Raw genomic sequence first — 22,899 nt, 5'->3', positions numbered from 1 at the left:
ACCATTATTCGATGAATACCATTATCACAGCCATCTTTTTTATCACCGTTATCGCGCGATTTATTAGTCTGGCGATCTCTGGTTCAAATGAGCGTAAACTTAAAAAAATGGGCGCCGTGGAGTACGGTAAAAAGAACGCTGCGTTTTTAGTACTGGCGCATACGCATGAAATCGACATTTACAGATTACTAAAATGAGAAGGCTTTAAGGATCACTTAAGGTCTTTTTTATATTCATCTTTACTGAAATGATAATTGTCATAGTCGCCTGTCGGGTATTTAGTAGCTTTGAGGCGTAAATTGGATTTACATGAATGATTTCATAGCTGCCAGGTCGCAGATGGCACTGTCTTTAGGCTTTCATATCGTATTCTCCTGTATCGGTATGGTAATGCCTTTTTTTATGGCTGTAGCGCACTTTTACTGGCTGAGAACAAATGATGTTGTATACAGGAATATTACCAAAGCATGGAGTAAGGGTGTGGCGATCTTCTTTGCCACCGGCGCCGTGTCAGGAACCGTATTGTCTTTTGAATTGGGATTGCTGTGGCCTGAGTTTATGAAACACGCAGGACCGATCTTCGGGATGCCTTTCTCACTGGAAGGAACAGCCTTTTTCATAGAGGCGATTGCGTTGGGTTTCTTTCTGTATGGATGGGGGAGATTTAACCGTTGGTTTCACTGGTTTACCGGAGTGGTGGTAGGTGTCAGCGGACTGGTATCTGGTATACTCGTTGTCGCTGCGAATGCCTGGATGAATAGTCCTGCAGGGTTTGATTATATAAATGGACAATACCTGAATATAGATCCGATCAAAGCGATGTTTAATGATGCCTGGTTTTCTCAGGCGTTGCATATGTGTATAGCTGCGTTTGCAGCAACAGGGTTTGCGGTAGCGGGTATACACGCGCTGATGATCCTGAAGAAAAAGAATATCCGTTTTCATACACAGTCCTTCCGGATCGCAGCTGTATTTGCCTGTATAGCAGCATTGCTCCAACCTTTAAGCGGAGATATCTCTGCAAAGGATGTGGCGAAAAGACAACCAGCTAAGCTGGCGGCTATGGAAGCGCATTTTCATACAGAAGCAGCTGCGCCACTGATCCTGGGTGGTATACCTGATGAAGAAGCAAAAGAAGTAAAATATGCGATCAAACTTCCAGGAATGCTTAGTTTCATGGTACATAGCAATTTTGAAACACCTGTAAACGGACTGGATAAAATCCCTGAAACCGATCATCCGCCGGTTGCCATTACACACTATGCTTTTCAGGTGATGGTGGGATTGGGGATGTTGCTATTGATGATCGCTGTGTGTTATTTTATTGCTATCTGGAAAAAGAGAAGCTGGATGCAGCAGCCCTGGTTCCTGCGGGCATTCGTATTGGCTACGCCTATGGGTTTTATTGCCGTGGAAGCAGGATGGACCGTTACTGAAGTAGGCCGCCAACCCTGGATCATCAATGGCATCATGCGTACCGCAGATGCAGTGACACCGATGCCGGGTATTGCCTATTCCTTTTACATCTTTACAGCCGTCTATATTTCCCTTTCCCTGATCGTTACTTTCCTGTTATACAGGCAGATCAGGATGGTGGGTAAGTTATATGATGTTTCACCGTCAGCTTAAAAATTCAGTATCATGATCTATGTAGTGATTGCATATCTATGGGCAGCTATTCTGCTGTATATCTTATTAGGCGGAGCTGATTTTGGTGCGGGCATCATCGAGATGTTCACTTCTGCAAAGAATAAACAATATACACGTACTACCATGTACCAGGCAATCGGCCCGGTATGGGAGGCTAATCACATGTGGCTGATCATCGCCATCGTGGTGCTGTTTGTTGGTTTTCCGCAAATCTATACGACGGTTTCCACACATCTCCATATACCACTTGTGATCATGCTGTTTGGTATCATCGCCAGAGGAACCGCTTTTACTTTCAGGAACTATGACGCAGTGGTAGACAATATGCAGAAGGTCTATAATAAGATCTTTGTGTATTCAAGTTTTGTGACGCCTTTCTTCCTTGGAGTGATCGCAGCAAGCGCCGTATCTGGGAGAATAGATACCAATGCAGGCGATTTCCTTTCTGCTTATGTATTCAGCTGGTTGAACTGGTTTTCCGTAACAGTAGGCTTCTTTACGGTGGCTATTTGCGGTTATCTGGCAGCTATTTTTATTATCGGAGAGACAAGAGATGATGCGAGTAAGGTACGTTTCATCCGGAAGGCGAAACAGATGAATGTGGCGGCAGTTGTTTTTGGTGGATTAGTTTTCACTGCCGCAAAGGCCGAAGGCATTCCGCTGGACAAATGGCTGTTTGATAACGTTGTGGGTATAATGTCGCTGACAGCCGCTGTCTTGTCATTGATCCTGTTGTGGTACCTGTTACTGAAAAAAGGAAAAGTGTATATTATCCGCGTACTGGCCGGTTTTCAGGTGACTATGATCCTGTTGGCTATTACCTTAAGGCACTATCCCAATATTGTTATCCTGAAAGGAGGGAAGTATCTCTCGCTGATGGAACACGCAGGGCAGGAGAGGACTATTTATTCACTCGCAATGGCATTGCTGTTAGGCAGTATATTCATTCTGCCGGCGCTGTTTTACCTGATCTATAGTTTTCAGAAGAACAAAGGCCAGTGGGATCATTAAGAGAAAGAACAATGGAAATCAAATAAAAAAAGGGCTTACATATCGTAAGCCCTTTTTCGTTATTACCCTCTTTTACTGTTACCAGTATATTCACTGGTTTTCGATCTCAAATTTAACCGTACCAATAAAACTGAATGGCAACTGCCGTTGGGGCATGTTGGCCAGGGTGAATATATGCTCGTTAATAGCGCCATATCGGTCCTGTTTTCCATACAGGAAGATAATGGTGTTGTGGTGATATAATATGTCATGGTTAATCAGAGGAGTAAGATCATCTTTGAAGTATTCACTAAAGGATACTCCATTAATAATCTCTTCAGGTTTCATCGCGTTGGTGAAAGAAGCATGTTCCAAAAAGTCGCTGTCGAAGTGCTTCAGGCCTACAGCATCGCCAAATTCTGACAGGCTGTTGCCATCTTCATCGTACTTCACTTCAAGGTAATTCCGCAGTTCTTTCTCATGGTTAAAATTTGCCAGCCAAACCGCAACAACATACTGTGCTTTCGTCATCATATAAAGTTGTTTTGCTGAATAAAAAGGCATGTAAAACTTTGCTGTTTTATATGCCCGATATATACTGTAGTGCTTGCAAAAACGGTTCCAGATGTATTAGTGGTTGATTATGATGGTTTTATGGCAAGTTGTGCGGCACGAGAGATCCTACAGATGTATAGTTGCCCCAGACAACTTTTTAACAATTCATTGATGATGTATAGTTAGGTGATAAGTAGCAAGTGTGAGATTATCTGACGATGTCAATAAGTATAAATACCTGTCAGCCCTGTAATAGATGGAGATTAATTATGTATTATATATTTTGTTATATATTCTTTACCGTTAGAGAACCTAACTATTTTCAGTACCCACGTACCCGTTATAAAAATACTTTTTTGCATATGTTCTGCTTAGTTATAGACCGACCTGTCTGTTCTGTTCGCTTGGAAAGTTTATTTTATAAATAATTAACACATTAAGGAAAATTACGTATATTTATTTTGTATATTAGATATTGATATTCTGATATTTGGGGCGAAAAAAAACTTTTATTAAACACATAATATTTTAACTTCGCTCCCGTTTTGGAGAAAATACTTTTTCAGTTTTTTGAAAACATTTAAAAAAAAAGGGGGTATTGTTATTCGTTAAAAAGCATTGCAGAGAAAAAATGCTAATATTTAGAGAAAAACTTTTGGCCAAAAAACATTAAGGGAAAATTTAATATTTAAAACCATATCAATTTAGCCGCTTGCAGGGAAAAAATATGCAAGGATTGCGGCTTGCCTGAACCATAACATTTATAGAAGAACCATGAAAATTAGACATGACTACCGCCGGCATGCGCTTATTGCCGCTGCAACACTCCTTTCGTTTATTGTGGGATGTAAGAAAGAGACAGACGAAAGCATTGACAAGACTATCGAAAATTCTGAAACAAGTGTCACCGCTGCAACAGGCAGGACATTCACACTGGGACCGGACGCAAACGGAAGACTGGTTATAGACAACAAGAGTGGTACTTACAAAGCCGGAGACATTATTAATCTGAAAGGAAACTTCAAAGCAGTTTTCATTTCTAACATGAGCGGTACAGCAGCTGCTCCTATCAAGATCCAAAACGCTTCTGGTACTGTTGCTACCATCGGTGATCCTTCCTGGAGTGGAACTAGTGGATATCCTGGCGCATTCTCATTTGACAATTGCCACTATATCAAATTAGGTAGCCCTAATGGTAAAAACTATATGGTTATCAACGGTGCTACTACTTCAGTAAGAGAAGCCTACTTCAACATTCACCTGGGCAAACATACCGACAACTTCGAGATCTACAACCTGAGTATGAACAACGGTGGTACTGGTATCGTCGCTAAAACTGAACCTGTAAAGGGAGATGCTTCAACTGCATATCCAAACTCTACAATGTACAACCTGTCTATTCACGGTATTTCTATCAATAATACCAGGAACGAGGCAATGTACATCGGTCACACAGCTACTTACTGGGACCTGACTGCCAATGTACCTTACTATGGTGCTGCTTCAGGTATGACTGCCGGTCACCAGTATGTTGAGCCAATCAAATGGTACAACGTACTGATCTACGGCAACACCGTATCTAACAGCGGTCTGGATGGTATTCAGACAGCAGCTATTGACAAACTGGAAGTACATTCCAACGTTGTTACCAACTGGGCTACACAGCACAATACAGCACACAATGGTGGTATCCTGATCGGAGGCCGTACTACTAATACCAATACACACGATAACATCGTTCGTAGTGGTTGGGGTGAACTGTATCAGTTCTACGGTTCAGGTACTGTACACGTTGTTAAAAACAACTTGTTTGCTGATAACGAAAGTGACGGTGTGAGCATGAGAGGTGCAGGTGGTGCAGCCGTACAATTCGTAAATAACACAGTAGCAAACGTAAAAGGTAACACCCTCCGTATCAACGGTTACAGCGGTCAGACCGGCAAGAACATCGTTAACAACAACGTATTTATTGCTCCGTTGAAAGGTGTGGGTACCATCTATCCGAAATATTACATTTACCTGGAAAATGGTGCAGTTGCAACTGAAGGTACCGGTTCGCTGGCTAACTTCAAATTCGCTACAATTGCAGCTTCCGGTGTATCTGCTACAAACTACTATCAGGTTACCAATACATCAAAAACCGGCGGATTGCTGGTTGGTTATGTAAACTTACCTGGAAAACTGTAAGTCGACTAAGAATTAAAAATGAAAAGAGGAAGCCTTGTCCGGCAATGTCTGGACAAGGCTTCCTCTTTTATTTTAATGCTTCTTTTATAAATTATCTACCTGTGCTTCTATCACCTGTTGCACATTGGCCGGTAAACCTGACAACAGATCATATCCTGTCGCAGACTCAATGGCATCTACTGTAGTCCGGTAGCTCTTCCAGTCACTGCTGATACTATTGATATTAGGAGTATTAACCGCGATCACACGGGTGGAAGTACTGATACGACTAAGATCATTGTTACCATCAGGAATCACCACGATCACTTTCCACACATTAGACGGCACTGTCACATGGCCATTATCGATTGAGGTGCTTGTGCCGCCATTACTTCCTGTGCCGCCTGTACCATAATTCCCCATTATTATATATACCTCATTCCCTGCGCTTAACAGCGAACGGATGTATATTTCCAGATTGTTCCAGGTCTGCTGATTATTCTGTGGCGCCTGTGGGATCATGTTTGTCATCAGGAATGTGGAGGAATTCGCTGGCACAGATGAGGTTCTGTCTCCCGAAGGACAGTTATGGCCTCTGTCAAAACCGCTACCTGAATAACTGCCGGAACCTACCTGGTACCAGCCGGTCGGCAAAGCTGTATTAGGGCGGAAGTCATCCTGACGGGAAGTACTACCAACATCATTGCTGTTCAGGTGCCAGCTTACCCAGTTAGGTGTACTCCTTGCATTGTTGTAGGAGATGCTGTAGTAAGTCTGATCTACCAGATAGTTGGTCGGAAAGGCGATACTTGCCATAGCTCCGCTTGGATTACCCAGCAACAGATGACTGTTGTCGCCGGCGCCGGTACCACCACCAGTTGTGTTGATGGTAATATTGTCGATGTTGATACGGTTGCTGCCACCGGATACTTTTCGTATGGACAACCGAACATTGCCGGTTACATTTACGTTGAAAGTTACCGTCTGCAGACTTGTGGACGAACTGGTAATAGTACTACCTGTCTGGGTGTAGGTACTGCCATTGTTCGTCGAGATCCAGAGTTGCCAGGTACTGCTGCCATCAGAACCAAATACAGCATGTGCAATGCTGATAGTATTGGCGCCGGTGGCATTGAAATTCATCGTAATGGATCCCGTGTTACGGATACGTGCAGAAGCAACACCCGTTTTGGCATCTGTAGACAGATTACCAATAAGTGCTTCATCGAAATACCAGCTGCCGCTGCCAGGCGTTACATTAGCAGCAGCATAGGCAGCTTTGGTACCGGATTCAAAATTTTCTGAAAGTGTGATTGCTTCGACAGTTGCTTCCCGGGTGTCAGTTGAAGACGGCGTTGGACGTGTTTGATTGTCATCCTTCGTACAGGAGGCAATGAATACGGAGAGGACTGCTATCCAGAGCAGCCGGTGAGTGAGGGTTCTCATATTAATGTGGGTTTAATCTTTCTAAAGGTATGTATTCATCTGACAAAGAAAAGACACTCGAACATTAGTTTTCATTAAAATAATATTAGTTAAAGAAATGCTAAAACCGTTTATCTGCCTGAGTCCGCAGATTTTCTGCTTCACCCCTAAAAAAAATCCAGTTGACCTTAAAAGATCTGGTGCAACTTATATAAACGCTGTATATATGTAATGAAAATCTTAAAATATGAAATGGCTACTTTTTTCCACCAGTCTCATCTTCACACTTTGTACCAGAGAACCTGAACCAGCACCTGCTCCTGATCAATATGATTTCACCAAAGTAGGTACTTACGTTGACGCACATCTGAAAGAATATAGTAATGAAGTTGCGGTACTCGTATCAAAAGACAATGCTGTTATCTATAAGAAAGAAGCGAATCTGTCTATTACACAGCCTCGTATCATTGCTTCCGCTTCCAAATGGCTGTCAGCTGCTGTGATCATGTCCCTGGTAGATGAAAAGAAACTCTCACTCAATGATACAGTAGGTAAATTCCTGCCGCTATTCACTGCACATGGTAAAGGGAATATTACGATCAGACAGTTGTTCTCACATACCTCCGGTTTTCCCGGAGACTCTCCGCAACGCTATGAATATAACAAAGACCTGACACTGGCAGCGGCTGTAGACTCATTTGCGCGCTATACGGATATGATCCATAAACCAGGAGAGGCTTTTAACTATGGTAGTGTAAGTATGCACATCGCAGGCAGAATAGCGGAAGTTGTGAGCGGAAAACGCTGGCAGACATTATTCAACGAACGTATCGCCAATCCCTGTGAAATGGACGCTAATTATATCCTCATCAGACCTGCTAATCCGCTTATTGCAGGCGGTGTACGCACCAGTGCCAGGGACTACCTGAACTTCCTGGAAATGTTGCTTAATAAAGGTATGTTCCATCAGCGCCGTATACTGAGTGAAGCCGCTGTCAATGAAATGTTGCAGGACCAGACTGCCGGTGCTGTTATTGAGAATACACCGTATCCGCTTAACCCTTATACCCCTTATAAAACAGGAGAAGTACGTTATGGTATGGGCAACTGGAGAGATGTCGTCAATGCAAATGGTGTAGCAGAAGAAAATAGCAGTCCGGGCGCATTTGGCGCACATCCCTGGATAGATCTAAAGCATCATGTGGCAGGGATTATATTCACACGCACAACGCCTAAGATCAGTAATACATCCAGTTTAAAGATCAGAGAAATGATCCGGAATATACTGGATGGAAAACCGGTATAAAAAAAGGGGCCGTCCGCCAAAGGTGGACAGCCCGTTTGCTATTACATTACAACAGTATTAAGGTTCGATGGTAATTTCTGTACCTGCGTTCCAGTGCTTGAATTCCGGTGTATAATACAGATAAGTGGTGCTTGCCTTTCCTTTGTATTTACCCGCTATTTCAGCTTTCAGGTCGAAGTTTACCTTTTTGGTTTCTTCTGGAGCAAATCCCATCCAGTACAATACAAGATAGTTGTCAAAGATCTCATAGTAAGCGATCCTTCCCTGTTCCATCATTTCTTTTAATTGCCATGGCTGTACCGTCAGACCGGCTGGGATACCCACTTTCACGATGCTCATAGGCTGGAGAATGCTTTTTGTATTTGTCACCGCCACCTGCATCCTGACAGTTTCTCCTACTTTCGTCTGACTGGCAGACAATTCAGTCGCCAGGTTAAGTTCTGCCTGTGCATCATTAGGCGGCAATGAGGTGAAGTAAGCCAGTTCCAGCTGGTATGGTGCATTGGCTTTCTCATCCTTGTATTTGATCGAGAAAGTATTTTCACCTTCGACAATGTTGTTAATGGAGGATGTTGCACTGGTACCTGCGTAAATAGTTTTGTTATTCACTTTTATTTCCATCTGCGAACCAGCTATCTGATCACCTATCAGTTGCTGATAGCTGCATATCGCCTGTAAGGCCAGTACGGTGCCCTGTGTAGAGCCGTAACCATAGTAGCTCTTCTGTTTCATGATATCAGCGATCAGATCGGCGATGGCAGCCATGTCAGGGGTCTTTTCTCTCATGAGCGCTAAAGCATACAGCGCCATGGTCTCTACACGTAAAGAGCTGCTTCTGGAGTTGACCACCGTTGTTTCTGCATTCAGCTTCGCTGCCCTTGCCGCTGCCAGCAGCTTGTTGAAATCATCTTCACGTCCCATATTACTGGCCGCCAGCGCCATCATTGATAACTGATAGGCATCGTTGTTTTCCAGCGCTTTTTTAACAGCTGTTTCATATTCCAGTGTGATCTGATTTTTGATGCCGGAAGCTGTTAAGGCATATACGATGTAGAAATTTGCAATCTTATCCGGTACAGATGCAAATGCGTCCAGTCCCTGTTTATGAATATTGAAAGCGCCCTTGCCATCTCTGCGTCCCAGCAGGAATTGCTGTGTGCGTTCCAGCATACCTTTATCTACTTTAATGAACTCGTTCATGGCTGTAAACTCCAGGAGTCCATATGCAGTTAAAGCTTCATGAGGTGGGGTCCGGCCAAACCATTCAAAGCCATGTTCTGCCGTCTCAAAACCAATTAGCCGTTTATAACCGGTGATAAGATAGTCCATTGCTTTCTGTTCTGCCGCTGAATGTTTTTTAGCAGAAGAGCGAAGCAATTTGAGAATGTATATATTGGGATAAGTCGTAGAGGACGTCTGCTCAAAACAGCCATATGGTTCTCTTAACATGGATTCTATATCATTGATCAGGCGGTCTTCCATTTTTGTAAACACCTTCAGTTCAGTTGTCAGTGTTCCCTCCAGCATATGATTGATAGTAAAGTTGGTTTCTTTTGATCTGTTACCCGATATGGTAGTGATTACAGGGAAGCCTTTACTGGTGACATTTACTGGTAGATACAGATTTTCCTTATGATCGCCTGCTATTACTTTACAAGAGATGGACCCATTTGTCGCTGTGCGGGCCCTGATGGTTACCGGCACTTGAATGGCACTGTCTGATGGTATACTGATAGCATCTTTATAAGGTTGCAGTTCTATATCGCCAGAAATACTAACATCAATTTTAGCCGTAATGACTTTATCCGTATTGTTTTTTATCACTAATGGAATTTGCATAACATCTCCCGCAGTCATATATGGAGGCAGTTTAGCGTCTACTGTCAGCGGAGATTGTGCTGCATATGTCTTTTCTGCTCTTCCCGGTTTACCATTGAAGCCGATACCTTCTGCAATAGCACGGAAAGTGGTATTGGCGTCAGAGTTGTAAAACTCTATACTGGCATCCCCATCTTTATTTGTCTGCACAACCGGATTCCAGTAAATAGTTTCCCTGAAATCATCCCTTGTCCTTGTATTGGGAGACAGATATTTGGGTGCATAAAAGCGTTTGGCTACTGTATATCCATCTTTTTGAAGTTGTACCGTTTGTGATGCATAATAGAAGGTTGGTGCCAGATTGAGTATGATAGATGGGCGTTTGTTGTTTTTTGAAGTGATCAGGATTACACCATTGGCGCCTCTGCTCCCATAAATGGCCGTAGCAGCTGCATCCTTTAGTACTTCAATAGAGGCAATATCTGCCGGAATAATAGCATCGGATATCTTTTCTACAGGGATGCCATCCAGCAGGATCAGGGGTTGGTCGTTTCCTGCCAGTGTTGCCTGACCTCTGAGGTTTATAGTTGCTCCACCGGCGCCGGTAGGTTTTGTGATAGAAAGGCCGGCCACTCTTCCCTGTAGCGCAAGAATGGGATCCGTGTTTATCGCATCAGCTTCTCTGACCATCACAACCGAACCAGCTAAAACATCCCTTTTTAGCTTTGTCCCATAACCCAGTACAATCACTTCGTTCAGGTTGCGGTCATCCATTTTACCCAAAGCCAGATTGTCTGTTTTCTTTTGCTGCTGGTCTTTCTCTTTAAATGCGTCTTCCATTAGTTCCACCTTATCTTTATTTTTCTTTTCGGCCAGTAAAGGAGGTGGCAGACGGTCGTCTTCAAATGGATCTTTTACTTTCCTGGCAGGACTGGGAATATAATCTACTCCTTCTCTTAAGAGTTTGATACTGATAGTCTCTTTTCTGTGTGCAGAGCGTGCCAGCAGGTGATAGCTGAATGCTGAAGTAATATCTGTAAAGAAGAAACCGCCGTCATCTTCTGTTACCTGTTGAATAACCTTGCCCCTGTCATAATTGCTGGCATTTGTACTGCTTAGCAGATAGACCGTCGATTTTACGGGCTTACCATTTTTATCTACAATGACGCCGCTGATGATATTATTGAGGTCCGGACTGAATTTAGGTCGGCCCGTTTTTTCCAGGTAGTCAATGTAATCAAAGTAGCGATAGCCATTTGTTAACATAACAAGATCCAGTGCCGGAATAGCCCGTTTTTCGTCTTCTTTGAAGTAGAATTGCGGCTCTTCTATCTTACCATGCAGCTCAGAGCTCATCAACAGCCAGGAAAGAATATGATCCTGTTTGTCATCAGCCAGCGACCACAGTTTATCATCCATTACAGTCAATGAGAAGTTAGAGGGTACAGGCTGACCTTTTTCATCCAGTGTTTTCAGGTGAAGGGTTACTTTTTCTCTTGGTTGATAACGTTCTTTATCGGAAGTGATGCTCACCTGCAATCTTCTTTCAGGATGCAGGAATACGAGTCTTTCTGCCAAAGGAAGCCGCGTACCTGTTGTGATAGTAAATCTGGCGATGCCCGCAGGGAATTTGTCTGCGTCCACTTCAATTGTCTGTGCCCCTTTTTTAAGCGATAACTCCTGTAAATAATGTACGTCGTTCTTACTTTGTCCGGTCAACCGCACATTTATATCACGCGTAGCAGCAATATTGAACTGCAACAGTTTTCCCTTTCTGCCTACATTCATAATAAGACCATGTTTAGCAGCTGTGGGGAGGTCAAAGTGTTGACGGACACCTGCCGGCTTGAGTAGCTCAGCCCTGTATTTTTTCCCTGGCTGCGGAGTGAAAGCCAATTGCCCCATACCATCATGAAAGCTTTCAAATGTAGCAGCCGTATTATTGTTCTCGTCTTTTATTACTCCTTTTACATCAGCGGGTTTACCAAATTCATTGATCGCTTTGAAAGCAATATTGGTAGATAGTCCCTCCACGAGCGTACCGCCTTCCGGCATAAACTGCAGGTCAATTTTATTCAGTACAATAGGAATACTTCTGGATATGGCTTCTGTATAGCCGTCAAAATTAATCGTAATATTCAGCAGGCCATCATTCGTTGTCAGATCTGCCGGTAGGGTGAATCTGATATCCGCTTTGCCCTTTACGTCGGTTTTAAATGTCCCCGTCTTGACTGCCTGGCCTGCCAGTGATACAGTGAATTTTGTCTCATATCCGGGTATAGGACGATCTGCAAGACTGCGGATCGAATAGGCTGCACTTACTTCATCACCTGGTCCATAGCCTTTTTCCGGAAAGTCAAGTTTCATCAGCACACGCGGAGCAATCACTTTTTGAACAGTAATCTCTTTTGTAAACCAGGTACTTTCTTTCTCATTTTTCATCCAGGTAGTGTATGCCCTGAGCTTGTATAACCCACCATTAGCGCCAGCTTCAAATTTATAGTGTCCTTCAGCGTAACCGTCTTCAATACGATAGTTGTGCGTCTGTATGATATTACCAGCCGGACCTACGATCTCGACATACACAACATTACTTAATACAGATATGAATTGATTTTTCGCATTCACCAGATATATCTTGAAGAAAAGATCTTCTCCTGGTTTGAAAAATACATGACTGGTCTGTATATAGATTTTTTCTTTATTGTTATTGTAGTCTGCAAGCTGTGCCATGCTTCTGCCACCAAATGAGAGCAGAAACACTATCAGCAGCTGCAACGCTCTTATACCGTACTTCATGGGTCTTAGAATTGATAGGTAACATTAAATCCGTATGTCTTTACGGCAGGCAGGTTGAAAAAGTCAAGTCCGGATGTGTTGGGTTGATCATATAGCAACTGATCAGGATCTGCTCCTTTATAGGGAGACCACAGCAGAATATTATTCACATAGGTATTCAGATTAAGTTGCTGGGTGTTTTTCTTTAAGCTGATGCGGTAACTAAGTGAAACTGTATTCAGTCTCAGGTAATCGGCCTTTTGTACATACTGTTCCGCAACTCCTGTGAGACCATATCTGGTCCATCGGTTCATCTCTACTGGCTGTGCCGGATCATAGAATCTAACCGCAGCATCATTTACATGACCGTCAGCTTTTACCCCCTTAAATACATAATCTGTGATGTTTCGTTCTGATGCACTATTTGCAGATCGTCCATAATAGTCCAGTACTGCCTGTGTGCCATTCCACATCTGACCGCCTTTTTTCCATTCCATATCCGCCGTCATCCCCCATCTTTTCCAGACTATGCTGTTACTTAGTTTGGCGATAAAATCAGGAATAGGGTTGCCAATTACTTTGGGTGTAGCGTCTGTTAATGGAAATCCGTCTGCACCAATGATCATATTTCCTGCCGCGTCCCTCAGATATGCAGTGCCAACGATCACACCTAATGGCCGTCCCTGAACAAGTGTTTTATGCACATCACGGATGCCCGCAATAGGCGTAAAGTTGTATCCCTCCTGTACTTTGGTAACGTCGGTACGATATGCAAACAGAGAGGCGGAAGTACTCATGTAAACATCTCTGCGCAAGCGTGTATTTGACAGAGATACATTCACCTCCATACCTTTACTTCTCAGGTTCGCCAGATTCTTTAATAACAGGTCCCCATTTTCAAAGACAGGAAATACATCATCATGTGTGTCTCTGATATAAAAACTGCTATTTAATGAAAGGTTGTTTTTGTAGTAGACATTAAAGTGACCATCCCATTCCCGGTTATTTACCGAACTGAGTTTCTGAAACGTATTGACTTCTTTTACAGGACGGTATCCGGATATGTTACCTGCTGAATATTGTAAGAGATTAATATAGGCCATGGATTTATTCAGAGATAGCTCACTGTTTGTCATGTGATAACAAACGGAACCATTCAGTACCAGACCGCGTACAAGATTATCCAATGTCATGCCCAGGTCTACAGACGGTAACATGAAATTATTCTTCATCGCCGTATTGGAAATATATGCCTTGTTACCCGCTTTGAGGATTACTGTCAGATGATTTGCGGAGTAAGTATTGATCGTATTTAGGAATAAGTCATGAGAAGAGCGCTGATAATCGTAAAGACTGTTATCAGACAGATATTGTATACGGGAGTTGTCATTGTTAAATGTATGAAAAAGCGATATCGTTGATTTGAAATTATTATCGTTATAGTCTATCTCCCTGCCTATTTCTGTCTGCAATCTGTACCTGAGGTCTCTCTTGTTCCTGTCCGTATACATACCATCTGCCCATGCAGCAGTACCCGGTTGGTAACGCTCTGTATGCCGTTCCTGTACGCGTTGCAATGTCTGCTGCACCTTTGCCTGCCAGTGATTGGTCTCTAATTTTAGCAGCAAACTACCATTATGCTCTGTCCAGTTATAATCGTTTTTATTATCTCTCAGCAGATACCAGGGATTATCTGCCATATGGCTGTAGCTGCGTTGTCCGTTTCCCAATGTTGTGCCCTGCTCATTGCTGAAACTAACGGGTGTTAACAATGCATTCTGGTAAGCGATATTCAGCAGGCCATTACGGTTTGCACTTGTACGTTCCCGTTCACTATACAGGTAAGTGCTTTTAATGGTCAGCCACTTGATACGCGTGCTCAGTTCAGTTGCCAGACTATTGAATGAGCCTTTATTGTCTCTGATAACCAACTGTTCATTGCCATGTCCCAGTTTCAACCCAAAATTCCAGCTACGCTTTCCATAGCGATATAGCTCTGATAGAATGTTCAGCTGATGGGAATGCACTATAGCTGTCCGGAAAATATCCTCCTGATAAGCAGTAGCGGGTTTACCGTTTCCTGCACCAGCAGACACCAGTTTCCCGGACTGGTCATAAGGATAATTACTACCATCAAATTCAAGATTAGACAGCGCTGGCCCGTAACTGAATAGTTCTCCTGTCTCCGGTCCCCTCCATATTAATGATCCGTTGGATGCTCTGCCCTGGGCATAGGTATTTTGCAGTTCCGGTAACCGGTTATGTGTTTTTAATTCAATGGTGCCACTGTAACTCCCGGACAGTTTTAAGGTACGTGTAAACCCGGGAGATATCTCTGCGAGGCCGTCTGTAATTTTCAGGCGGCTCACCTTCGTACCAGGTGAAAACTGACCTTTTAGCTTCAGCATTGTATTCCGCTTAAATGCTATTGAATCAACCGGATCAATGCTGCTTCTCAGTTTTCTTACCTGCTCAGTATAATCCTGTGATATGATCGGATCAACACTGGTGTTAACCTGAGCAGCCAGTACAGTTGGTAAAAAGAGAAGGAGTATAGTTAATTTCAAGGTATCAGTTTTTAGGTGACATAAATATAGATTTAATTCTATTGTTGGTTGATCTTCCGGCTGTATGATGCAGGTTTGTTAAAGATTCCACAAAATAGCTTATAAATAATTTAAATGGTTGATTATGAGTTGATTAATAAAATAAGCCCGGCTCAGTATAACTGGCCGGGCTATGTGCATATATATAGGGACGGATGAATTAATGACTGAGTATGCCTAGTGTCGCTATCCTGCGCATAACATCCTCCTCATTTGAAGGTGTTAATTCGATTTGTAGCGTATTCTTTTTTGAAATTCTGAAAGGGGTTATCCCATAGTATAGTTTCCGCATTTGCTTATCTTCTGCAAATGCGATCACCATAGCAGTAGCGCCTAATGGAAGAGGTATTGTTCCATCCGCGGAGCAGAATGTATAAGAGAAGGCCTTTTCACCTGGTATTCCCTTTAATATGATCTTGTGAGACGGAACCACCAGTAAAGTGGAAATGTTCTGCGTATCTGCAGCATTCACTGTTGTAGTAAGCTCGGTTGGTGAAACTCCGGATATTTCTTTGACAGGAACATCTATGCTATACCATCCGGGTGCGCTGATCTCGAAGTTATAATAAAGTTTACGCGCCTGATCGGTTTTTACCCCTATGTTATCAGCGTTATTTTGTACAGCTAATGCCCTGGGCTCAGTCCAGTCAATACCTTTGCCGGTATCTACTCCCTTGTACAACTGCATACCGGTTATAATGTCTGCTGTGGGGACCTTGATTTGTATCGGGTGTACGATAGTGACTTTGGGACTATCGGCTACATCCAGCGAGATGACGCCTCCGCTACTCAATGGTTCGGTATTACTTTGGGTACGAAGTCCGGCTGACAACATATTCTCTAATGTCAGGGCTTCTGCTACAACAAAATAGGCAGTCTGGCTTCCTTCAGCTTTCAGTGCATGTGCAGGTACTGTTATGATTGTTCCACCATCAAGGGTCACTGTAGTGTCTCTTTCTGTGTTGACTTGCACCATCACGTAGGGAAGATTGGATGTGTTAAGAAAGGAAGGCACATCTGTGGAATTGCCACAGCTTATTGAAAGGCATAGCAATGCCAGGCCGCAACAGGCACGGAATAAATTGTTCATAAAAGAAATTTAGGATGATGTAATGTATGTGGAATCAGTACAGCATATAACAGTGATTACACGCTATGAAGAAGTGGATTAACTATTGCACACTTAATTTTTTACGTAATACTTTACGATAGATCAATATCCCCAATACCAGCAGGATGATATAAGGCCAGCAGCTGATCAGGAAAATAAATAAAGCTCCAAAGCTTTCAAAACCGGAACGTACAGCAAGCAGGAATTCTGTGCCGAACTGCGCACGGGTCAATCTCTCGGGGTTTACGATAATCTGTACATCGGCCTGCTGTGGTTGAAATAATTGTACCGTGAACGTAGCATAATGTACATCATCCAGGATAGCCAGATTCTCAATCCTTCTGTCCGTCTGCGTATCATACTTTTGATCCTTATATTGCGCGATAGCAAGCGTGCTGCTTTTTGCAACAGGCTTGATGGCAGCAGGAGCAGGGCCGTTGTTTTTCATAGCATTGGAAAGGTAGCTCAGGGTTTTATCTTCGTCTTTCAACGTACGATAATCAATGAACGTGGCCATGCCGGTGAGCGTATGTACCACTGAGTCCAGACTGGCTGTGGGTACACGTAGCGTGAGATTGGCAACAGGCGTATACAGTTCAATACGCTTCAGTGAATCAGCTGAATAAGAAATATCTCTGGTCACGACTGATTCATTCTGCATCACACTTTCTGATACCATTCCATCAACGCTTCTGACCACATGTTCAAGTGTAGATACGGCATTGAATACACTTCCTACGCGACAGCGTACATCAGCTGTCCTGACGCGTTTTCGGGAAGGAGAATTGACAGAAGTAATATCATTGGTAAAGCCGGTAGAATCAGCGGCCTGCGCCACTTCGTTCATTGATACAGCGGTATCGTCAGCTGCGTTGTAGCTGTGATGATTCGAACCGGAAGAGCATGCAGCGGTCAGCAGCACCACTGGCGCCATGTAATATAGGGGGACACGCATAAGAAAGTTGTTTACATTTTATACCAGTAAACCGCAAAAGGTAACCCTTTAAAGAAATGTTAAAGAATTGGACCCTTTTTTGTGAATCAGAAAAGGGGTAAATTAATTTTATGATAAGAGTCTATTTTAATCCTGACTATACATTAGGTTTTCCGCTGACAGGCGAAGAGGTGAAAATTGAGAACCTGCAGCATATCGCAGACGTAGATACCTCCGATCTGCGGGAGGCATTTGAAATATGCCAGAATGAAGACCTCCCATGGGTGAGCAGGGAAGAAGTAACGCCTGATCCGCTTGTGGCAGATGGTACCCGCTCTGTAGCACCGGGGGATGTACTGGAACTTGATGGAGAATGGTTTCTCGTCGGACCGGCCGATTTTCAGCGTATATAACTACATCGTGGCCAGCTCAATCAGTTCACCGATCTCTTTGGCACGGGGAGTGGCCTGTTCTCCTTCGTACCAGTTTTCATTCCCCTCCGCATCTGTTTTTATAGCGATATCCAGGTGTCCGTCTTCTCCTGGCAGATAGACCAGGAATGAGCGGTTGCCTTTACTTTCATCAATATCTACCTGTATGTCTTCTTCATGATAGTTGATATAAATTGTTTTCCGTTTCATACATTTACATTTTAATTATCTTCCTGAAATATTATGCCAGAACATCAGCAACCTTAGCTTTTCAGTTATGAAGAAATTATTGCGTAACCTCATTATACGTCTGTCCCGGCGCTTCTCTTCCAATCCCGATAAGAAGCTCATATTCGAATCGCTATCCCAACTCTATAAACAGATAGAGGAGGGGAAAAAAGACAAAGGACTTGTCCTGACCTACGATTATCAGCAGGCTTCTATCATCGTATTTTCCGATCAGCACAAAGGTGGAAGGGACGGCTCTGACGACTTCATGCTCGCTGAAACCTCTTATCTTACCGCATTGCGTTATTACTATGAGAAAGGCTTTACACTGATCAATCTGGGCGATTGTGAAGAGCTCTGGGAAAATAAACCTTCTAAGGTCCTTGAAAAGAATAGGACCGCTTTACTGGAAGAAGCCTTATTTCTGCAACAACAACGCTATTACCGCATATTTGGCAATCACGACCTGGAATGGAATTACCAGATCCCCAGAGACCAGTTCCTAAAACCGATCTTTGGAAAGGAACTGAAGGTTTACGAAGGACTGGCGCTGAAGATGAAATATAAAAGTGCCGATGAAACCATCTTCCTCGCACATGGTCATCAGGGAGATAAAAGAGCCGATGGTAATGCTTTCAGTAAATGGTTTGTGGCAGCGATATGGACACCAATACAACGCTGGTTGAACATCCGCCTTGACACTGTATCAGATAGTTTCGATCTCGTAGACCAACACAACATCACCATGTATGAATGGAGCCAGCAGTATAAGAAGACAATACTGATCTCCGGGCATACACATAAACCGGTATTTGCCTCTATGGATCATATTGACCGGCTGACAAAGGCATTGGAGAAAGCGATGCAGGCTGGTGACCAGGAAAAAGCTAAGGCCTTACAGGAGTCCCTGGAAAAACGCAGGGCAGAATATGCAGGTAAGGAGTTTGTAAAGACAATGGTCAGCCCCAGTTACTTTAATACCGGCTGCTGTTGTTTCAGTGATGGAGATATAACGGGTATCGAGATCACTGAAGGTGTGATCCGTCTCGTGAAATGGGACCAGGAAGGAAAGAACGTCAACCGTATTGTACTGGAAGAAGCGCAGCTGGATTATCTCTTTGATCAATTATAAAAGAAAAAGAGACTGGTACGCACCAGTCTCTTTTTACTATATCTTAAGAACTAAAGTATACACCAGTTGTGAATACTTAATGCCTCGTTTTTAACTCCTGTCTACCAGCTGTTGCTGTGCCGCCCCATACCGTTCCCCGGTATCCGGATACTTCGCCAGTAAAGCATCGATCTCCTTTTTATCCGCATCAGACAAAGTAATATCCACCGCTGCTGCGTTTTCCTCGAGGTACTTCCTGCGTTTGGTACCTGGTATAGGTATCAGGTGCTCGTCCTGATTTAATACCCACGCCAATGCCAGTTGAGCGGCCGTACAGTTTTTAGCTGCAGCCAGTTCCGCGAAAGCCGCCGCCAGTTGCTGATTATTGTCAGCATGTGCTGCCTGATAACGGGGAAGCGACTTCCTGAAATCATTATCCTTCAGCGCACCCAGATCCAGCGTATTGGTCACAAGCCCACGCGCCAGCGGACTAAAAGGCACAAAGGTGATCTTCAGTTCATTGCACAACGGAATAATCTCCTTTTCCACATCTCTTGTCAGCAAAGAGTATTCGCTTTGCAAAGCTGAAATAGGATGTACCGCATGTGCCTTCCGGATGGAATTAACACCCGCCTCAGACAATCCCAGATAACGTACCTTTCCTTCTTTTACCAGCTCAGCCATCGCGCCCACCGTTTCCTCAATCGGTATCTTCGGATCAACGCGATGTACGTAATAAAGATCGATCACGTCTGTCTGTAGTCTTTTCAGACTATCCGTCACCGCCTTCCGCATATATGCGGGCGAACCATCAAATCCTCCGGGCTGGCCTTCAGTAAATGTAAATCCAAACTTCGTAGCAAGGAATATTTTAGAACGGTTGGGCTTCAGCACCTTTGCCACCAGCTCCTCGTTTCTACCATTGGCGTAAATATCGGCCGTATCCCAGAATGTAACGCCTAGCGCTATGGCATGTTCCAGGGTAGCGATGGATTCAGCATCGTTGGCTTCTCCATAAGCATGGTTCATACCCATGCATCCCAGTCCGATAGCGGAGAGAGAGACATCTGTGTTTCCTAGTTTCCTGTATTTCATGAGATCATCGTTTGTATATGGGTCATTCAATATTGTATACTAAATATACAAAGAACCCCGCTTAGTTACCGTCGTCATTCCTGATACCGCGCCTATTCTTTTGGATAGCTTGCTTCAGTCTGCCAAAGTTATAGTTGATACTCATGTTAACCGTCCGGAAATATTCCTGTGTGTTATTAGATTGCGTAAATAGTTTATCTGACAATACTGTACGGTTCTGTCTGTATGCGGGAAAAGGATTGCTGATAGTAGCAGAACAGCTCAGTTTATCCTTTATCAGATCTTTACTGCCTCCAAGTGAAACAGCTGTCACAGCATTGCTCGTAGTCTGCAACGATACCTGGTTGCGTCCGGTAATGTTGATTGCTGCAGTGAGCTTCCAGCCCTTATTCATGCGGACAGACGCATTGCCGTTAACCGAATAATTCCATCTGTTCAGCGAAATAGGGGCGGCATTGCTGGCGCCATCCAGTGAAAGATAAACTGCATTGCCATTAATGCTCAGGTGCAGCCATTTTGTAACAGGATAGTTAATAGTATAGTCAAATCCCAGGCCACTACCTTTGACATTGTTTTCTATGATCGTAGTGGTAATATTGCGGGCCGTATCATAGGAGGTGATCTCCATAAACATATTGTTGAGGAAGGCATAACTGACAGCCGCATTCAAGGATAGTTTCCCTGACCAGCTATATCCCAGCTGAACATTCGTTGTCAGTGTCGGACGCAATGCCGGATTTCCGGATGATTCCTGCGAAGGATTAGAACGGTCTTTAAATGGATTCAGCTTATAGATATTAGGTCTTTTTAAGCGCCTGGAAACGCCCAGGTTAAGCGAACTGTTTCCGCCCAGTTTTCTGTTGATCACTACCGATGGAATCAGGTTCAGAAATTGTTTATGCAGTCTCGCAGAATCGTCCTGCCAGCTGGCTTCCATGAAAGTCTGTTCCACACGTACACCTCCCTTCAGTTCCCAGTACTTTGAAGAGAAGGTATAGGCATTGTACATACTGAATACGCGCTGTTGTCCGTCAAACCCGTTCGTAATCGGATCAGTCGATACATAGGCGTTAAGATAATCACTGTAATTACTACGCCATATGCCTTTCATCCCGGCTTCCATACTGAAATGCCGAAAGGTGCGTACATAATCTGCCTGTAACGTATGTTCTTTGAACCGCTCATTGTTATCCTGCCGGTAACCGGGAATATCATAGTTGATCGTATCTGTGAATAGTTGCTGATATCCCTGCTTTCTGCCATTAGTCGCATAACGGTAAGAGAAAGTGAGCAGGTTGTTTTTATATTTAGGAGAAGTGATCTGATAATTGATCCCGGCATCCATACCATTACCATGATTGTTATTACTGCTGTGCATAACATATTGCTGATCCACATTGCCACCACGCAGCATGCGGGAAAACAGTTGTTCTTCTCCGGCGCCGCCATACGCATTAAAGTTGAATTGTGCGGTTAGCAGATGCAGACTATCCATCGCATAACTTAATTCTGTACCCAAATAACCATTACTACGATGGTGATGGCGGTCGCCTTCCTGCAACAACATAACAGGTATCTTCGCATAAGCAGTTCGCTGCATATCATTACGAGCATGTGGACGATATTCATATCCTGCTCCGCCATACACAGAGATGCCCAGATCGCCCTCTTTCATAGCGAATGAACCACCTATGCCAGGCCCATTGGCTGGAAAGCGTTCACTGATGTTCATCGTACCGTTGTAACCATCTGCTTTACGCCTGATAGTAACGATATTGATGATCCCCATCAATCCTTCTCCATCATATTTCGATGGTGGGGTGGTAATGACCTCTATATGCTGAATAGTAGAAGCTGGGATCGTGCGCAGTACCATAGCAGGGTCCCTTTCAAACATGCCCGATTCTTTCCCGTTGATCAGCACTTTATAACTGCTGTTCCCCTTGAGCAGCAGATTACCGGAAGCATCCACGGACAGAAAAGGCACCTTTCGCATGATCTCCAGCACACTACTGCCTTTGCTGTCAGGATCAGCCTGAAGATCATATATGAGACGGTCTACCTCCTGACGGATCAGTGGTTTTTGTCCGGTGACGGTCACCGTTTTAAGTCCCCGGCTCCGCAGGGTGTCTGCCGTCTGGGCCTGACTTGTCAGACTGACACACAGTAAGGAAATACTGCAGGCAGTGTATAATAACAGTTTATGCATGAGTGGTCTTTTTTTAGGCATGGCAATGCCCGTTCAAAGCTGCAGGCGCTTTTAGAACCAAGGGATTGCGTATGAGAAATTGGGTTGTCCGGTGGGAGCAGGCGATAGGTTGGTCTGAAACGAAAGGGCTTACTTATTATTCCGGCTGATCAGGAAATAGTATACCAGGAAGCCGGTGGCAATAAACACGGTTTCAACACCATAGGGAAGTGGAGAAGTTTCTACATTGAATGGTATGAACTCCAGTACGATCAGTCCCAATCCTGCGAAAAACAGAATAATACCCCATTTGAGCATATCACTGCTGGTCTTTGGAATGCCGGGCAATAGCTTAAGGGCATTGTCATCTATCGGTCCCGCATCCAGCAGGCGCCTTTTAAGTCTGTAATTGAGAAAGGCAACGATCAGGGAAGCGGTAATAGCGAAAACGCTGATGATCATGATAAAGCTGCCAAGTGTTTCGATGATGTTGAACATATGCGATTG

At 43.8% G+C, this 22,899-nt stretch carries 17 protein-coding genes; 7 read left to right on the top strand and 10 right to left on the bottom strand.

What is annotated here, in order from left to right; all coding sequences use genetic code 11:
* Nucleotides 1–11 precede the first annotated feature (11 nt).
* The 3 genes from BMZ72_RS09315 (at nucleotide 12) to BMZ72_RS09305 (ending at nucleotide 2,661) form a co-directional block, all read left to right on the top strand.
* A complete protein-coding gene (locus BMZ72_RS09315; protein WP_143087654.1) occupies nucleotides 12–197 on the top strand; it encodes a hypothetical protein in 186 nt (61 codons plus the stop codon).
* A gap of 112 nt (nucleotides 198–309) precedes the next feature.
* Nucleotides 310–1,629, top strand: coding sequence for a cytochrome ubiquinol oxidase subunit I (locus BMZ72_RS09310; protein ID WP_089807561.1), 1,320 nt, complete (start codon nucleotides 310–312; stop codon nucleotides 1,627–1,629).
* Between the two features lie 12 nt (nucleotides 1,630–1,641).
* Nucleotides 1,642–2,661 carry a cytochrome d ubiquinol oxidase subunit II gene (locus tag BMZ72_RS09305; protein WP_089807558.1) on the top strand — a complete coding sequence of 340 codons (1,020 nt, stop codon included), beginning with the start codon at nucleotides 1,642–1,644 and terminating at the stop codon, nucleotides 2,659–2,661.
* Between the two features lie 90 nt (nucleotides 2,662–2,751).
* Here BMZ72_RS09305 and BMZ72_RS09300 read toward each other — a convergent pair whose 3' ends face one another.
* Nucleotides 2,752–3,174, bottom strand: coding sequence for an immunity 22 family protein (locus BMZ72_RS09300; RefSeq protein WP_177222734.1), 423 nt, complete (start codon nucleotides 3,172–3,174; stop codon nucleotides 2,752–2,754).
* 795 nt (nucleotides 3,175–3,969) lie between these two features.
* On the opposite strand from BMZ72_RS09300, the gene BMZ72_RS09295 reads away from it, so the two are divergent.
* Complete coding sequence (locus BMZ72_RS09295; protein ID WP_089807554.1) at nucleotides 3,970–5,382, top strand: right-handed parallel beta-helix repeat-containing protein; 1,413 nt, start codon at nucleotides 3,970–3,972, stop codon at nucleotides 5,380–5,382.
* Between the two features lie 84 nt (nucleotides 5,383–5,466).
* Here BMZ72_RS09295 and BMZ72_RS09290 read toward each other — a convergent pair whose 3' ends face one another.
* The gene (locus BMZ72_RS09290) at nucleotides 5,467–6,807 is read right to left on the bottom strand and encodes a DNA/RNA non-specific endonuclease (RefSeq protein WP_089807552.1); all 1,341 of its coding nucleotides are present in this window, start codon (nucleotides 6,805–6,807) and stop codon (nucleotides 5,467–5,469) included.
* 226 nt (nucleotides 6,808–7,033) lie between these two features.
* Here BMZ72_RS09290 and BMZ72_RS09285 point away from each other — a divergent pair, with 226 nt between their 5' ends.
* Nucleotides 7,034–8,092 carry a serine hydrolase domain-containing protein gene (locus BMZ72_RS09285; protein WP_089807550.1) on the top strand — a complete coding sequence of 353 codons (1,059 nt, stop codon included), beginning with the start codon at nucleotides 7,034–7,036 and terminating at the stop codon, nucleotides 8,090–8,092.
* Between the two features lie 57 nt (nucleotides 8,093–8,149).
* On the opposite strand, the gene BMZ72_RS09280 is transcribed toward BMZ72_RS09285, so the two are convergent.
* The 4 genes from BMZ72_RS09280 to BMZ72_RS09265 form a co-directional block, all read right to left on the bottom strand.
* On the bottom strand, nucleotides 8,150–12,709 hold the full coding sequence (locus BMZ72_RS09280) for a TonB-dependent receptor plug domain-containing protein (RefSeq protein ID WP_089807548.1): 4,560 nt from the start codon (nucleotides 12,707–12,709) through the stop codon (nucleotides 8,150–8,152).
* Nucleotides 12,710–12,714: 5 nt separating this feature from the next.
* Complete coding sequence (locus BMZ72_RS09275) at nucleotides 12,715–15,255, bottom strand: SusC/RagA family TonB-linked outer membrane protein (RefSeq protein ID WP_089807546.1); 2,541 nt, start codon at nucleotides 15,253–15,255, stop codon at nucleotides 12,715–12,717.
* 199 nt (nucleotides 15,256–15,454) lie between these two features.
* Complete coding sequence (locus BMZ72_RS09270) at nucleotides 15,455–16,384, bottom strand: hypothetical protein (RefSeq protein ID WP_143087653.1); 930 nt, start codon at nucleotides 16,382–16,384, stop codon at nucleotides 15,455–15,457.
* 82 nt (nucleotides 16,385–16,466) lie between these two features.
* A complete protein-coding gene (locus BMZ72_RS09265; protein ID WP_089807541.1) occupies nucleotides 16,467–17,360 on the bottom strand; it encodes a DUF4349 domain-containing protein in 894 nt (297 codons plus the stop codon).
* Between the two features lie 110 nt (nucleotides 17,361–17,470).
* On the opposite strand from BMZ72_RS09265, the gene BMZ72_RS09260 reads away from it, so the two are divergent.
* Nucleotides 17,471–17,752 carry a hypothetical protein gene (locus tag BMZ72_RS09260; protein ID WP_089807539.1) on the top strand — a complete coding sequence of 94 codons (282 nt, stop codon included), beginning with the start codon at nucleotides 17,471–17,473 and terminating at the stop codon, nucleotides 17,750–17,752.
* On the opposite strand, the gene BMZ72_RS09255 is transcribed toward BMZ72_RS09260, so the two are convergent.
* Nucleotides 17,753–17,980, bottom strand: coding sequence for a hypothetical protein (locus BMZ72_RS09255; protein ID WP_089807537.1), 228 nt, complete (start codon nucleotides 17,978–17,980; stop codon nucleotides 17,753–17,755).
* Between the two features lie 67 nt (nucleotides 17,981–18,047).
* Between BMZ72_RS09255 and BMZ72_RS09250 the strand changes: the two genes are divergently transcribed.
* Nucleotides 18,048–19,130 carry a metallophosphoesterase gene (locus BMZ72_RS09250; RefSeq protein WP_089807535.1) on the top strand — a complete coding sequence of 361 codons (1,083 nt, stop codon included), beginning with the start codon at nucleotides 18,048–18,050 and terminating at the stop codon, nucleotides 19,128–19,130.
* Between the two features lie 90 nt (nucleotides 19,131–19,220).
* Here the strand turns inward: BMZ72_RS09250 and BMZ72_RS09245 are convergent, their stop codons facing one another.
* The 3 genes from BMZ72_RS09245 to BMZ72_RS09235 form a co-directional block, all read right to left on the bottom strand.
* Nucleotides 19,221–20,204, bottom strand: a complete 984-nt coding sequence (locus BMZ72_RS09245; RefSeq protein WP_089807533.1) for an aldo/keto reductase — start codon at nucleotides 20,202–20,204, stop codon at nucleotides 19,221–19,223.
* Between the two features lie 61 nt (nucleotides 20,205–20,265).
* Complete coding sequence (locus tag BMZ72_RS09240; protein ID WP_177222733.1) at nucleotides 20,266–22,413, bottom strand: outer membrane beta-barrel protein; 2,148 nt, start codon at nucleotides 22,411–22,413, stop codon at nucleotides 20,266–20,268.
* A gap of 129 nt (nucleotides 22,414–22,542) precedes the next feature.
* Nucleotides 22,543–22,890, bottom strand: coding sequence for a hypothetical protein (locus BMZ72_RS09235; RefSeq protein ID WP_089807530.1), 348 nt, complete (start codon nucleotides 22,888–22,890; stop codon nucleotides 22,543–22,545).
* Between the last annotated feature and the right edge of the window lie 9 nt (nucleotides 22,891–22,899).

Origin of the sequence: Chitinophaga sp. YR627 (genome assembly GCF_900114995.1) — a bacterium.
Classification (GTDB): domain Bacteria; phylum Bacteroidota; class Bacteroidia; order Chitinophagales; family Chitinophagaceae; genus Chitinophaga.
The sequence above is the reverse complement of the archived record's forward strand: the minus strand, read 5'-3'. Positions and strand labels throughout refer to the sequence as shown.

What these genes read in the sequence shown, in the direction of transcription:
- BMZ72_RS09245 (WP_089807533.1), bottom strand. Translation starts at nt 20,204, where the DNA reads ATGAAATACAGGAAACTAGGAAACACAGATGTCTCTCTCTCCGCTATC.
- BMZ72_RS09290 (WP_089807552.1), bottom strand. Translation starts at nt 6,807, where the DNA reads ATGAGAACCCTCACTCACCGGCTGCTCTGGATAGCAGTCCTCTCCGTA.
- BMZ72_RS09260 (WP_089807539.1), top strand. Translation starts at nt 17,471, where the DNA reads ATGATAAGAGTCTATTTTAATCCTGACTATACATTAGGTTTTCCGCTG.
- BMZ72_RS09265 (WP_089807541.1), bottom strand. Translation starts at nt 17,360, where the DNA reads ATGCGTGTCCCCCTATATTACATGGCGCCAGTGGTGCTGCTGACCGCT.
- BMZ72_RS09255 (WP_089807537.1), bottom strand. Translation starts at nt 17,980, where the DNA reads ATGAAACGGAAAACAATTTATATCAACTATCATGAAGAAGACATACAG.
- BMZ72_RS09250 (WP_089807535.1), top strand. Translation starts at nt 18,048, where the DNA reads ATGAAGAAATTATTGCGTAACCTCATTATACGTCTGTCCCGGCGCTTC.
- BMZ72_RS09240 (WP_177222733.1), bottom strand. Translation starts at nt 22,413, where the DNA reads ATGCATAAACTGTTATTATACACTGCCTGCAGTATTTCCTTACTGTGT.
- BMZ72_RS09235 (WP_089807530.1), bottom strand. Translation starts at nt 22,890, where the DNA reads ATGTTCAACATCATCGAAACACTTGGCAGCTTTATCATGATCATCAGC.
- BMZ72_RS09295 (WP_089807554.1), top strand. Translation starts at nt 3,970, where the DNA reads ATGAAAATTAGACATGACTACCGCCGGCATGCGCTTATTGCCGCTGCA.
- BMZ72_RS09285 (WP_089807550.1), top strand. Translation starts at nt 7,034, where the DNA reads ATGAAATGGCTACTTTTTTCCACCAGTCTCATCTTCACACTTTGTACC.
- BMZ72_RS09305 (WP_089807558.1), top strand. Translation starts at nt 1,642, where the DNA reads ATGATCTATGTAGTGATTGCATATCTATGGGCAGCTATTCTGCTGTAT.
- BMZ72_RS09300 (WP_177222734.1), bottom strand. Translation starts at nt 3,174, where the DNA reads ATGATGACGAAAGCACAGTATGTTGTTGCGGTTTGGCTGGCAAATTTT.
- BMZ72_RS09310 (WP_089807561.1), top strand. Translation starts at nt 310, where the DNA reads ATGAATGATTTCATAGCTGCCAGGTCGCAGATGGCACTGTCTTTAGGC.
- BMZ72_RS09280 (WP_089807548.1), bottom strand. Translation starts at nt 12,709, where the DNA reads ATGAAGTACGGTATAAGAGCGTTGCAGCTGCTGATAGTGTTTCTGCTC.
- BMZ72_RS09315 (WP_143087654.1), top strand. Translation starts at nt 12, where the DNA reads ATGAATACCATTATCACAGCCATCTTTTTTATCACCGTTATCGCGCGA.
- BMZ72_RS09270 (WP_143087653.1), bottom strand. Translation starts at nt 16,384, where the DNA reads ATGAACAATTTATTCCGTGCCTGTTGCGGCCTGGCATTGCTATGCCTT.